The organism is Candidatus Nitrospira salsa (assembly GCF_965152625.1).
In genome coordinates, this window is the sequence record NZ_CBCUCO010000002.1 from 1273491 (window position 1) to 1286453 (window position 12963).

General features: G+C 47.6%; 12 protein-coding genes. 11 read left to right on the forward strand and 1 reads right to left on the reverse strand.

What is annotated here, in order from left to right; genetic code table 11:
- Positions 1-50: 50 nt before the first annotated feature.
- Positions 51-4538: a DEAD/DEAH box helicase gene (locus tag ACWQXP_RS07745; RefSeq protein ID WP_454062250.1), complete on the reverse strand. Its 4488-nt coding sequence runs from the start codon at positions 4536-4538 to the stop codon at positions 51-53.
- Positions 4539-4757: 219 nt separating this feature from the next.
- Here ACWQXP_RS07745 and ACWQXP_RS07750 point away from each other — a divergent pair, with 219 nt between their 5' ends.
- From ACWQXP_RS07750 to ACWQXP_RS07800, 11 genes are all read left to right on the forward strand, one after another.
- Positions 4758-5030: a ribbon-helix-helix domain-containing protein gene (locus ACWQXP_RS07750; RefSeq protein ID WP_454062251.1), complete on the forward strand. Its 273-nt coding sequence runs from the start codon at positions 4758-4760 to the stop codon at positions 5028-5030.
- Positions 5027-5473 carry a type II toxin-antitoxin system VapC family toxin gene (locus ACWQXP_RS07755; protein WP_454062252.1) on the forward strand — a complete coding sequence of 149 codons (447 nt, stop codon included), beginning with the start codon at positions 5027-5029 and terminating at the stop codon, positions 5471-5473. The genes ACWQXP_RS07750 and ACWQXP_RS07755 overlap by 4 nt, the downstream gene beginning before the upstream one ends.
- Before the next feature lie 221 nt (positions 5474-5694).
- Entirely contained in the window at positions 5695-5922 is a 228-nt protein-coding gene (locus ACWQXP_RS07760; RefSeq protein ID WP_454062253.1) for a type II toxin-antitoxin system MqsA family antitoxin, read from the forward strand.
- A 181-nt stretch (positions 5923-6103) separates the two neighbouring features.
- A complete protein-coding gene (locus tag ACWQXP_RS07765) occupies positions 6104-6970 on the forward strand; it encodes a hypothetical protein (protein WP_454062254.1) in 867 nt (288 codons plus the stop codon).
- Between the two features lie 159 nt (positions 6971-7129).
- Positions 7130-7330, forward strand: coding sequence for a type II toxin-antitoxin system VapB family antitoxin (locus ACWQXP_RS07770; RefSeq protein WP_454062255.1), 201 nt, complete (start codon positions 7130-7132; stop codon positions 7328-7330).
- Entirely contained in the window at positions 7327-7686 is a 360-nt protein-coding gene (locus tag ACWQXP_RS07775) for a type II toxin-antitoxin system VapC family toxin (RefSeq protein ID WP_454062256.1), read from the forward strand. The genes ACWQXP_RS07770 and ACWQXP_RS07775 overlap by 4 nt, the downstream gene beginning before the upstream one ends.
- A gap of 203 nt (positions 7687-7889) precedes the next feature.
- Positions 7890-8162 (forward strand): hypothetical protein, encoded by a 273-nt coding sequence (locus ACWQXP_RS07780; protein WP_454062257.1) that lies wholly within the window; start codon positions 7890-7892, stop codon positions 8160-8162.
- Positions 8162-8338: a hypothetical protein gene (locus ACWQXP_RS07785; RefSeq protein WP_454062258.1), complete on the forward strand. Its 177-nt coding sequence runs from the start codon at positions 8162-8164 to the stop codon at positions 8336-8338. The genes ACWQXP_RS07780 and ACWQXP_RS07785 overlap by 1 nt, the downstream gene beginning before the upstream one ends.
- A gap of 229 nt (positions 8339-8567) precedes the next feature.
- Positions 8568-9119, forward strand: a complete 552-nt coding sequence (locus ACWQXP_RS07790) for a hypothetical protein (RefSeq protein WP_454062259.1) — start codon at positions 8568-8570, stop codon at positions 9117-9119.
- A gap of 357 nt (positions 9120-9476) precedes the next feature.
- A complete protein-coding gene (locus ACWQXP_RS07795; RefSeq protein WP_454062260.1) occupies positions 9477-11267 on the forward strand; it encodes a tyrosinase family protein in 1791 nt (596 codons plus the stop codon).
- A 794-nt stretch (positions 11268-12061) separates the two neighbouring features.
- Positions 12062-12685, forward strand: a complete 624-nt coding sequence (locus tag ACWQXP_RS07800) for an NUDIX hydrolase (protein ID WP_454062261.1) — start codon at positions 12062-12064, stop codon at positions 12683-12685.
- The last annotated feature ends 278 nt before the right edge of the window (positions 12686-12963 follow it).

Sequence of the window (12963 nt, forward strand, 5' to 3'; positions counted from 1 at the left end):
GAACCATATATTCCGTATGATCCGGATGAAGGAGGTTCGTTGAGAAGATATTAGGCCAAGGCCACGACTAATGAAGGTTCAGAAACAGGTACACCCTGACGGAAAAGAATGATCTTTGAGGAATTGGCGGCGACACGCTCTCCTGGCAGAATGATACCCACAAGATTCAGCGGATCGGCAGCGGAGATTCGCATGTCTTGCGTATCCGATTGAGTGTCGCGTCGAACAGCACGAAGTGATTCAACCGCTTCCGGCAAGGCATACTGCTCTCCGGTAAAACCATTCACGAAGCGTCCTCCGCGAATCTCTCCGCGCCACTCCATTCGACGGTACTGCGTCAACAGCTCACGCCACGTCACCGAAAGCAACTCGCGCTTCAAGAGATCACGAAACACAATTCCATATCGAGCCAGTAACTGCCTGGCCCATTTCTCATGAAGCTGTGAGGTCGTGAATGGCTCGTCACTGTCTCCATGGTAGGGCTTTTGCAATAAATCCCATCGGCCGGCACTATGACGAGGACGACGCGCACGTTCCCTGCCCGCTGCATTCCGACGCTTGGGGTTGATCAAAGCACGGAGATTATCAAACCCATCAGCAGTAACAAGTCCCGCCGCAACTAATTCCCAGAGCGCCTGCTCTACCTCAGAAGCAAGATGCCCCGTGCTCCCCGTCAAGTCAGCGAAAAAGCTCGCACCTCTGCCTTCGAGAGATTGAAGGACATCCTGTGCAACGCCACTCAATACCTGGCGAATCCCCATCGTCATATCCTTTTCTTTTTGTCGGCTCAGCATCATATGCCACGGGGAATTTTCCCGCAAAAAGAAACTGATCGGAGCCAGGCTCGTCGGATTAATCCGACGACGGGAGGATGGCGGTAACTCTTCAATCTGAAAAAACGCTTCTTTGCATTTCTCCACCTTTCCCGAGGAAACGCGTGGTTCCTTATACGGAGGAGTGAGCCTTCCCCAAGCGACCGTCCCTCGCAGACAGAGCATATCCAAGAGTTCGGGCCTATAATTAGAGACACGTTCTTTCAGGAGTGAAGATTCCCACGCCGATGCGGCGGTCTCAAAACCGGCTAATTGCGTGATGACCTCCCGCAACCCGGCCTCACCATGTAATTGCGAACCCGGCGCACGATGTTGCCAACGAAAAAGAAAACGCATGAAGTCTGCTGCGGCAACAGGTTCGGTCTCCCGACGTAATGAACTGACTGTTCGTCGATGAATTCTGGCAAGTAATCGTCGATCACACCATTCTTCAAGTTTTACTTTAACTTCAGATTTCCCCCATTTGTCCAGTGGGCTTTCTTCAAAATTGCTTCCGCCATTCTCACCCCAGCCATCTTCCTTATAGGGAGAGGGTGCATGAAAAAATGGAGAGGGAGTTGAAGCGGGACGGTATTGCCCGCGCAAGACTTGCCCCTGCCCTTCTAAATGCAGTAAAGCCTGGCTTATCGCTTGCCCTGGTAAATACAAGGCACTCGAAAGTTCATCAACAGTGACAGGACCACAACTTTCCATCCAACCCTGCACGACAAGTGGCAAGACAGTTTCCGCTTCTATTGCCGGGGCCTCAACAACAGGGAGGAATTCCAATTGCTCCGGAGCCACAACCTCAACAGATGAATACAGCTTTTGAATGATTGGGAATTGCTCCGTCGTTACCCACCCACGAACCGTATCGACTTTTCCATTATCTGCCTGACGCACTTCTATGACGATGGCGCGCTTTGACTTAAGAAGCTCAGGAAGAAAGTCTTGCCATGGCTTACCGAGTTCCTCAGGGACCCAAACCAAAAGATGAAGTACTTCATGAAGTTCGTCAGCATCACGAACTTTCGGCCACGCCTCTTCAATCACGGCAGAAATGGCTGCAGGATCTAGCGCACCGAGCTCTCCCCCCATATCGCCGGGAAGCACTTGGCGAAGATTGACGGCTCGCGCTCGACGTTCTTCTAGCGGCGCATCATCCAGAAACGCGTAGGGATTCGCATTCAGAATTTCATGAGCAAAAGGCGATGGCGCTGGCGACTCAACAGCCAAACATTTCACCTCACCGGACTCCAGTCGCTGAAGAAGTTGAATCAACCCGTCGATATCCATGGCTTCCGTCAGACAATCACGAACCGTCTCTTGGACTAATGGGTGATCAGGAATGGGCACATCGCCTACATGATTATCCTGACAAGCCGTCGCCATCGGGAATGCGGCACCAAGCAAATCTTCTGCACGCATTCGCTGAAGGTGAAGGGGAACTTTTTTGCCTTTTTGAAAACGCAGCAACGCCAAAGACCGTGAAATATTCCAACGCCAACGCGTGACAAACAGCGGTGAAGCCAAGAGCGCTTGAATCAGCACATCGCGCACGGTTTTGGAATGGAGAAAGGAAAAAATGGCATCGAGTGGAAAACTGTGCTTCTCTCCAAGCGATAAGACTAACCCTTCATCCGTTGCCGCGGCTTGTAATTCAAAATCAAAATTCACACAAAACCGCTTGCGAAGCGCTAACCCCCAAGCCCGGTTTAATCGCCCTCCAAAGGGCGAATGAATCACCAACTGCATACCACCCGCTTCATCAAAAAACCGTTCAGCGATAATCAGCTGTTGCGTCGGCACTGCTCTGAGAACTTGGATTCCAGACTGGACATAGGCAAGGATCTGCGCAGCTCCAGCTTCATCAACACCGCATTCTGCCTTCAGCCAGGCTTGAACATTGACAAGGGAGTCGTGAACAGGCCCTTCAAGTAAACGACTCACCTGCTCTCGAAGCTGTGCCACTTCATTGGAGAGCTCGGCTGTACGGGAAGGAGCCTCACCTCGCCAAAAGGGAATATTGGGAGGTGCCCCATGTGCATCTTCAACTCGCACTTTTCCCGTCTCAATTCCACGAATACGCCACGACGACGTACCAAGCAGAATAATGTCTCCGGCTAAGCTTTCAACGGCAAAGTCTTCATCGACCGACCCGACAACTTTGCCTTCCGGTTCAGCGATGACCGCATAGGTTGCGGTGTCAGGAATGGCTCCGCCCGAGGTAATCGCGGCGAGCCTCGCGCCTCGCCGCGGTCGGATCTGTCGTTGCACTCGATCATGAAAGACATAGGCTTGCTGACGTCGACGTCCCGGCACATAGCCTTCTGCCACCATATGCAACACCGCATCAAATGTCGCTCTCGTAAGATTTCGATAAGGAAAGGCCCTCGTACAGAGTTGATACAGACCCTCCACCGACCATTCCTGGGACGCCACTTCTGCCACAATCTGTTGCGCGAGAATATCAACAGGCTCTAAAGGAATGGTCACCGGATCTAAATTACCGCGACGAATGGCATGGACCGCAGCCGCGCATTCGACAAGATCATCACGCGTTGTGCAGAACAAGCGGCCCTTCGGCGTCGCGCCCACCCAGTGCCCTGCCCGCCCGATCCGTTGCATGCAGGTCGCAATCGCACGAGGCGATCCGATTTGACACACCAGATCCACATGACCGATATCAATTCCTAATTCCAGCGAAGCCGTCGCCACCATGATTTGAAGCTGGCCAGTTTTCAACCGATCTTCTGCAGCAAGCCGAATCTTTCGAGACAAGCTGCCATGATGCGCCATCACCTTCTCTTCCCCTACACGTTCAGCGAGATGATGGGCGACGCGTTCAGCTAACCGCCGCGTGTTGACGAAGACCAATGTCGTACGATGCTCGCGTGCGAGTTCGGCAATTCGATCATAGATCTCTGCCCACATGGCGTTCGTCGCAATGGGGCCTAATTCGTCTCGCGGGACTTCAATCTCAAGATCAAGTTTTCGCTTCTGCCCCACATCAACAATCTGACATGATGGAAGGGTTGAACCTCCCCGACCTGCCCCATTCCCTGTGACTCCGCCGCCCACAAGAAAGTCTGCAATCAATTCCAGCGGCCGTTGCGTCGCAGACAGACCGATTCTCACAGGAGGCTTTGGACAAATCGCTGCCAGACGCTCAAGCGACAAGGTTAAATGCGTCCCGCGTTTATTCGGCGCGACCGCGTGGATCTCATCCACAATCACGGTCTTCACGTTCCGAAGAATCTCTCGGCTTTTGCGAGCCGTCAGCATCAAGTACAAGGTTTCGGGTGTAGTAATCAGTATATGAGGAGGATGTGTCAGCATACGTTGACGAGCCGACGCCGGTGTGTCTCCGGTTCGCACTTCAACTCGTAGCGGCGGAACAAGATACCCAGCCGACAATGCGAATTGCGTAATCTGCGCTAACGGTTCTTGAAGATTTTTCTGAACATCATGACTCAAGGCCTTGAGCGGTGACACGTAAACAATCTTCGTCTGATCGGTTAATTCACAGGCCAGCGCCTGCTTCAATAAGACATCAATACATGTCAAAAATGCCGCCAGCGTTTTCCCCGATCCCGTCGGTGCCGCAATCAACGTATGCTGCCCGGAGGCAATCACCGGCCAACTCGCCACCTGAACATCAGTCGGCTCACCAACCTCCGACCGAAACCACTCAGCAATAATGGGATGAAAGGAATTAAGTGGCATAGACTCTGTCATTCCGGCAATCAGGAGGGGGAGGCACTCTTATAAGCACACACCAGACGTATCGTAGACGTTCAATGAACCAAGGTAAAGTCGAAACAAGATGGGACTTGAACCTACTGACAGACAAAATATCCGCCTAAGTATACACACTTGAAATTAGATAAAAACCAACATATAGTATGTATAAAAACAAGAAGAATATACACACCAAGGAGCAACATGGCAAGAGTCAACGTCATCATTCCAGATCAAATACTGAATGACTTAGATCGAGCAGCAGCAGAGGAAAGTATGAGCCGGAGTGGACTGCTTCAAGCGGCGACGCAGCGGTATCTAGAGGAACGCCGTCTAGAGAAAGAAACGGCTGCTCGAAAGAAAAAGATGGAACAAGCCGCCTTGAAGATGGACCATCTAGCAAAAAAATTTGGCAAATGGGATGGAGTGGGAACTATTCGCGAGTTCCGTGATCAACGGACCGGAGCGAATCGGTGATCGCGGCGTATCATGCAGGGTATGTGGTTGATGCATCAGTTGCCGTCAAATGGTTCACTCACGAAGGTGAAACTCATCGTGATGCCGCATTACATCTTCGGGGTCGTCATATCGAGGGTCACACACGAATGATGGTTCCTGAACTTTTTTTACTGGAGGTCCCCAATGCCATAAAGGCCGGGCGAAAAGGCACAGAAGAAGAACTATCCGAGGTCCTTCAAACCATTGTGGATCTGGATCTGCAGGTGGAACGACATTCAGAGGCCATCCTCAGAAAAACGAATGCTGTTGCCTCAGCATACAAACTGACATGGTACGACGCAGTGTACGTCGCACTCGCAGAGATCTCAGGATTTCCATGTGTGACAGCAGATGAAGCGTTGCTTCGAAAAATGAAAGGACATAGTATCGTAGTCCATCTTCGTGATTTGGCCTTTCAGTAAACACATCGAGACATATTATCTCTACCGCTTAGAAGATGACCTCAGATGCCAGACTGCTGTTGTATTACCCAAACATTGCTGCTGTATATTCAGCATTCGCGACGACTTCCCCTCGAATATAAGGCAGGCACAATATTTCATTTATTATTTTTTGAAAATTAGCCACATCACTAGCCCCACATTATTTATTAGCCAACAATAAAATGAAGGAGGACAAAGTGATGAAATGCGTGATTTGCAAACATGGAACAACTCAGTCCGGTCGGGTGACAATGACCCTGCAAAGAAGCGAAATAACTCTGGTTATCAAAAATGTACCATCAGATGTCTGCAGCAATTGTGGAGAAGAGTATGTGGCTGAAGACACAACGACCCATTTACTCAAAACAGCCGAAAACATTGCTCATGCAGGAGTCGAAATTGACATTCGTGAATATATCGCAGCTTGAGATATACAGAGCAAGTCTAAAATTGTCTTTATTGAAAAGATCAGAGAAATCGTCATGCATTATTGGTCAGTTGCAATCGGTAGCTAGCCAAAAACCGAATTTTAATTCTTGCCAAGACCCACATCTTCAATCCTGAAATACATCATCGAAAAAATTCGCCTCACTAGCGCGGTCAAAAATAATGTTAAGTTCACAGAAAGAAAAAGAATGGCAAGCGTTTAAGGACTTTCTTGAGGCGTCCCCAACCCTTGCCTTACAAATAGAGAATTGGCACGTTCAAGAAGCGGACGGGAGTTATCCAGATATTATTTGCGTGAAACAAGATGGTCAAGAGTTTGGGTTCGAATTAGGTGAATGGATCATCGAAGAACAGATCTCCCAGAGCATAAAAATAGAAAACTTCAAATGTAATGTTATAAGAGCAATAGGAGAACAACCTAAAAATTCAATGACTCATATTAAGCTTGTATTACTTACCCACAAAAATAATCAGTTACGATTTATTTCGAACGATTCCGAAAAGTTAAGAAAAGAACTCTTTTCGTTAATTAAAAAGACTGATCTGCAATGGACAAATGAACCTCAGTGGCAGTCACCAGGTGGCTATCACTGTAGTAATTTCGCCGGTTACGCAACTCTTGAAAAATATCTACAGGAAGTCTGGTTTCTTTCGGAGAATGCTGGAATTTCTCGTAAACCTTGGATCCCTTGGATTGAATTTAAAGGGAATGCAGGATCCTACTCTGGAGAGCCAGCTCGGAAAGCTCTTCAGGATATTATCATCAAGAAGATACATCACTATGGAACTTCTTCAGAACAACAAATACATTTACTTGTTCACTACGGGCCAAGTGCGTTCAACCACAATACCCCATTCATAGATATAACAACACCGGACTTTCAAAGCATTGCAAAAATTACAAGTAAAGTCGTGCAGTCTTGTCGACAGGTACAGGACATCCCTTTCGATAGAATTTATCTTTGCAACACACTTTCGTCTGAATTAGATGCCTACGAAATTTTTCCGCAACTGGCTAAGTGTGAATAATACATAGACGTCAAAACACTTGCTTCATATAAGAGAATCTCCTCTACTTGAACAACCTCACTGCATCCGCGGAACTTTCTTAGTGCCTGCCAGAGTTAGCAAGAAAAACGATCACACTACGAGTTGACATATATGCATAAATCATGCATACTCATACATATGAGAACAACCTTAAACATTGACGACGCCCTTCTAGAAAAAGCCGCTAAACTCACTGGGATTGCAGAAAAGACCTCTTTAGTTCGCTTGGGATTGGAAGCCCTCATTTCTAAAGAAGCTGCGCTGCGGCTTGCTCACCTTGGCGGATCTGAAAAACAACTCGTCTTGCCACCCCGACGTCGCTCAGCCGCAAAAAGATGACCCTAGTCGATACATCTGTATGGGTTCATCACCTCAGAGTTGATAGTCCTCGCCTTACATCGCTTTTACAAGATAACCTGATCCTTCTCCATCCTTACGTCGTAGGCGAACTGGCTTGCGGCATGTTAAAAAATCGTGCCGAAATACTTGGGCTACTGCAGACCCTGCCAGAGGCTCGTATCGCCGATCAGCATGAAGTGCTTCACCTTCTAGAGTCTCAAAAACTATTTGGCACTGGGTTAGGATGGGTGGATATCAGCCTCTTGGCTTCTGCCCAATTGACTAGTTGTGGTTTATGGACAAACGATGGGTCGCTACAAAAGGCGGCAAGGAAACTCGGCATTCAGGAAGTATAGAAAAGCACCGCTAACTATGATCATCACCAAAAGAGATTCATAGGCTTGCTTTCCACACTAGGACACCTTGTATTTGACTGTTTCACCTCTCGACTTTTCGCCCGGTTGCCATACTTCCTCTAACCTTTAGCATAGAAAAGAACTCTTGCTCATAGCTGTATGTATGTGTATAGTGATACACATTATATATAGGAGGTCACACCATGCCTACCGAAACACTCAAGCTGGTTCGAAAACAATACCTTGTTTCCCCCAAAAACGTGATAAAGCTGGATCGGATTGCCAAAAAAAAAGGGACATCGGCCACGGCCATCGTCAGAGAGGCGATTGACGCCTACGATCCTGAAAGACTTGACGCAGTTGGTGATACTGAATTGATGGGATTGGTGTCCACGAAGCTCAAAGAAGCCATTCATGATACACAGATGATGCGAAAAAAGTTGAGCAAGACCTTCAAGTCTTTAGGGATTGAATAATGGCAGCCTGGAAAGATTTATTACTCGACACGTTAAAGCTCACGGAGGAAGTGAAACGACTCACTCGTGACATCGAACGACTGAATGGGCATGTGATTGATGTCGACAAACGATTAGTCCGCCTTGAAACCATGGTTGAAATGGCCAAAGGCCAGAAATTACTGAAAAACATATAGTCTTTAGCCGGTGTGTACCATGTGACCTTTTCTCGTATTCAAAGCACGTGTACAATGCAACTATGTCCACAGAGTATTCATCCTCATCCCCTGGCTCTAATCGCCATCCAAGTCAATTCGGCGACCATCAGACTCAGGAAAAGCTGTCGAATGCGCAACGCCTCGCTGCTGAAGCCCGATTGCTCCGCGCCCTTGAACTCTCTGATGCCTCCCTTGAGTTACAACGTACGTGTTTGGACAAGCCCTAGCATTCATTGCTCATCGCCTCGACGAGGCCAAATACCAGGGACTTCTGACAGAGTATGCTCTGATTGGAGAGTTTGCCGTTTCTGCCTGGGGAATTCCGCGTGCCGCCCATGGTGTCGAATTCGCCTTGGCATTAGGGGCAGCGAGTCCCACAGCATTCTCACAATACCTCAATGCAGAATTTCATGTTGGGGACCAGGACGATCCGCTACGAGGAGTCTACCAACTTGAATACTCAACGAATGATCTCAACATCCCCATTCAGTTAAGCCTGTTACCGTCTCAGTGGACCCGTATCATTGTGGATAACGCAGTCGAATTGTCCATTCTTGAATTCACCATTCCAGTTATTTCCTGGCAGGTCTTGATACTCTTAAAGCTTCACGATGGTGGACCACAAGATCTTCTTGATGCCCAACAAATCTTTCGTGCTCGTCAACCAATTCAGGAAGACCTGGACACCATTGCCAAGCTAGCCGCTCAAGTGAACCTATCAGCCACTTGGCAAAAGTTTGCTGAACACCTCTCACCATGATAAATTGCCCTCAGAGACATATACGACATTACATTGGAGTCTATACCAGACGTCATATTTTACGAATCGGATAACTTCCTTATTTACCTATTGGGCTCGTTGCTAAAATTTTTACTTTAGAATCGGGATAGAAAATCATGTACACCATTCCCAAGAGCCGCACCAAATAGATACATGTCAATAAAAAGCTCCTTCCCCCCTTTCCGTCCGATTTAGTTAATAAAAGATATTCTGCCATTCACCTCGCTTTTAAAAACTCCTATTCCCAGTAGTCTTTTTTACCAAGACGAGCATACTTATTTCTGTTTCCCTTTTATGTCTAATGAGCGCTACAATTACATATTAGGGAGGACAAATATGAAAAAATCGTACTTATATCTCTCCACATTCGCCGTGGTATTTTTTGTAGTCTGCCATTTTTTTATCCTCGAAGCCCTCGCTGCCTGTTTTCCTGATTTACCTTCGCCTCAGCTGACATTTGAACGGACTGAAGATTATGAGGTTCGAGGAAGGGAGTTCACACGCTATCGCATGAGCATCGCGAATGCCTCAGAATATCCAGAAGAACTTTTTGCCGCGGCGCCACAGCTGCCAGCCTGTGGAAATAATACTAATTCTTCTCGTACCTGGCTGGATATTCTCGACAATACCGATCGTCGGATTTATGGATTTTGCGCGGCAAACCTCCAGAATGTTCTTGACCGAATTTGGTTTGCCAGGCCGAGAGGAGAAGCCCCACCACCTCGTGTCTACGTCAACCTTCGAGATCGAGAGTGCGACGTGACCTTGACGTCTAATGACGTCTCGACAACTCCTGTGCGGATTCGACGGAATATTTCAGACTATTCTGATGAGCAACTCAATGCCCTTCGCACAGGGATCGAGGTCATGCAAAGTCGATCAGATACTGATCCTACGAGTTGGATCTATCAAGCCAATATTCATGGTGCGTTTGCTCAAGACGGAACTCCCCAACCGGCATGGAACTCATGTCAGCATGGCAGTTGGCATTTTCTCGCTTGGCACAGAATGTATCTGTACTATTTCGAGCGCATATTGCGACAAGCATCTGGCGACCCGAATCTGACACTTCCATATTGGAATTATGGAGACACAAACAACCCGAATGCTCGACAAATCCCACTGCCCTATCGACAGCCATCCAACACGGGTGACAATCCACTTTATGTTACAAATAGAAGCTCAATCATGAACAACGGGGGATTGCTCCCGGAGTCTGCCGTCGATCACTCGGTTGCATTTGCCCTGACAAACTTTAGCTCGCCTGCAGGCAGCGGTCAGAGTTTTGGCGGTCAACGATCAGGACCAGGACACGGTCTTAGCCCGCACAGTGTATTTGAAGGAACGCCTCACGATGTTCTGCATGTCAATATTGGCGGATGGATGGGATCATTTGAACGTGCGGCTCGTGATCCGATTTTTTGGCTACATCACACGAACATTGATCGTTTGTGGGAAGCCTGGCTCGCTCAAGGAAATGGTCGGTCAAACCCCACGTCTGGACAAGGAGATCCTTGGCTGAATGAGACCTTTACATTTTTCGACGAAACTGGAGCAACGGTAACTTTGACCGGTGCTGAGATTATCCATACCATCGATCAACTGAACTATCGGTATGATGATCAGCCCTCCCAAGTTGAACAAGCATCTAGTCGTCAGATTGATCAAAAGGTCCTTGCCAAAAAAAATATGAAAGACATACAGCTGAAAGATGAACCTCTCTCGATTACTTTACAACTTGCGGGTGAGACACATGAGTTGGTTAAAGGCGATCTCATACTGGACCTTGAAGATGTGCAAGTTGACGCACTTCCTCTCGGCCATTATGAAATATATGTGAACTTGCCTGAAGGCGAAGAGCCTAATTATAAGAGTGAATATTACGTTGGCAATATGTCTTTCTTTGGACCTGCCAAGACGGATTCCCCAAAAGTTTCCTCACGATCATTCAAATTTTCACTGGCCGAAGTTGAGAAAAGATTGAAAAAAAATCATCAATGGTCAGATGAAGTACGAGTCACCTTTATCAAGACAGGTCCTAAGAGTCCATCAGGCCAAAGAATGATCGAAAAAATGGCGCAACCTGCTACGGTACAAATAGGAACTATGAAAATTGTAAGGGAATAATTGGAAGACTCAATTTATTCGGTCAAACCGTCACCAGTCCTTTTCAGGACTGGTGACGGTAGAGTTGAAGAAGCTTCCATTTCAGCTCCTCTATCTTGAGAGTCAAGCGACTGTCCTCCAGACAGAGTCCTTTCTCGTCTGTTCAAAGACCAACCCCTTATAGCCGTTTCGGTTATACCGAAACCGTAATGCGCCAACTTGTACAATTTGATATCCACTACGTGAGATAAAACGTCAATCATTGTTAGTACATCCACGCGGGTATAACCTGCCGATGTTTGAGGCGCAGTCTAGACGACCTATCATTAACGCTCCAGAGGCAAATTGTTCTCACCATTGACAACCACTCCACCCCTGCGAGAGACAGACAACAATCGTCGCCGAGGCGACCTGTAATAAACACTTCAGAGGCTAACAGATCTCACCAGTGGATACCCCTTCATTCCTGTGAGAGGCATACAACAATCGTCGCCGAGGCAACCTTTCCTCATTAACTGGAAATTAAATGGATTCGCTATAATACCTGCGTCACCACACAACCTTTCTCTCATCAATGTCGGGCTAATAGATTCTGTTCTGAATGGTAGGTGAGCTGATCGTACAAGCCGGTCCTGATCTAGCAACCGTGTTCCTTCTTTAAGCTTCTCCAAAACATGGACAGGCGAACAGTAGAGCTTTCTGGCACATGCCTTCTAGATTTTAATGCAATGTATAATCCGAATGGGCGCTATAGCCACAACGATTATTGGGGTATAATGAGAAAAATTCACACGCTCTATTGGAGATAAACGCCAATGCTTACATGGCTCACGCGGTTTATTGAGCATCATCATAAACTGCACCAAATGGCACTTCTCATGTGGCGACAGTTTCCTCCTCGTTTGGCGGGAATCCTAAAAGGACTGCTCGCCAGAAAATGGGTTGTCGGAGCTATCGCGGTCATGATCGATGAGAATACGTCACCTCCGGAGGTGCTTTTGGTAGAACATAGTTATCGTCCTCAACATCCTTGGGGTCTGCCTGGAGGCTCTCTCGAATCCACTCCTGGAAATCCAAGCAAACCAAGCCAAACTCCCCTACCTGACAATGTCATTGAATCAGCGCTCGACCGGGAAATATGGGAAGAACTCGGCATAGGCATCACAGTGTTAAGCCTTCTCAAAATCGATGCGATCCCATATGTTCCAGAAGAACCTGGCCCATACCGCTTGCACTTCTATTTTCGCTGTGTTCCACAAGACGGATTCTTGGCTTTGCGACAGAATTTGGAGTCTGGCCGAATGAAGCCTCGCTCACCCGAAATCAAGCGCATACGCTTGATTCCTCTGACTGATCTTAACCAGTACGAAGTGTTTTCCACTGATGTGAAATTTTTGAGTGAAGACCTCCCTCGCTTGGAACCCTCGCTGCAATGGTGAAAAATGCGACTCTTCCCCATGTTAGACGAGCTGCCTCCTATTCAAATGTGACAATATATATGTACCACTCAACGACCTCCGCTAGGCTCGAGGATCAAAACGCTTCTGCGAACAGGAATGAGAAATAGGGAAAAAGAGAATTTAGTAAACGTTTGTGCAAATCATGTAAATTGACTGGTGGACGATTCTTGTCACAAGGGAAAAATTTTCATAAGCTTAATCATCCGGCAAGCAAGCACCTCCAATAATGTGTTAAACCTATGAATTCACTTGTGTTG

What these genes read in the sequence shown, in the direction of transcription:
- ACWQXP_RS07785 (WP_454062258.1), top strand. Translation starts at nt 8,162, where the DNA reads ATGGCAGCCTGGAAAGATTTATTACTCGACACGTTAAAGCTCACGGAG.
- ACWQXP_RS07770 (WP_454062255.1), top strand. Translation starts at nt 7,130, where the DNA reads ATGAGAACAACCTTAAACATTGACGACGCCCTTCTAGAAAAAGCCGCT.
- ACWQXP_RS07760 (WP_454062253.1), top strand. Translation starts at nt 5,695, where the DNA reads ATGAAATGCGTGATTTGCAAACATGGAACAACTCAGTCCGGTCGGGTG.
- ACWQXP_RS07795 (WP_454062260.1), top strand. Translation starts at nt 9,477, where the DNA reads ATGAAAAAATCGTACTTATATCTCTCCACATTCGCCGTGGTATTTTTT.
- ACWQXP_RS07765 (WP_454062254.1), top strand. Translation starts at nt 6,104, where the DNA reads ATGTTAAGTTCACAGAAAGAAAAAGAATGGCAAGCGTTTAAGGACTTT.
- ACWQXP_RS07775 (WP_454062256.1), top strand. Translation starts at nt 7,327, where the DNA reads ATGACCCTAGTCGATACATCTGTATGGGTTCATCACCTCAGAGTTGAT.
- ACWQXP_RS07750 (WP_454062251.1), top strand. Translation starts at nt 4,758, where the DNA reads ATGGCAAGAGTCAACGTCATCATTCCAGATCAAATACTGAATGACTTA.
- ACWQXP_RS07780 (WP_454062257.1), top strand. Translation starts at nt 7,890, where the DNA reads ATGCCTACCGAAACACTCAAGCTGGTTCGAAAACAATACCTTGTTTCC.
- ACWQXP_RS07745 (WP_454062250.1), bottom strand. Translation starts at nt 4,538, where the DNA reads ATGCCACTTAATTCCTTTCATCCCATTATTGCTGAGTGGTTTCGGTCG.
- ACWQXP_RS07800 (WP_454062261.1), top strand. Translation starts at nt 12,062, where the DNA reads ATGCTTACATGGCTCACGCGGTTTATTGAGCATCATCATAAACTGCAC.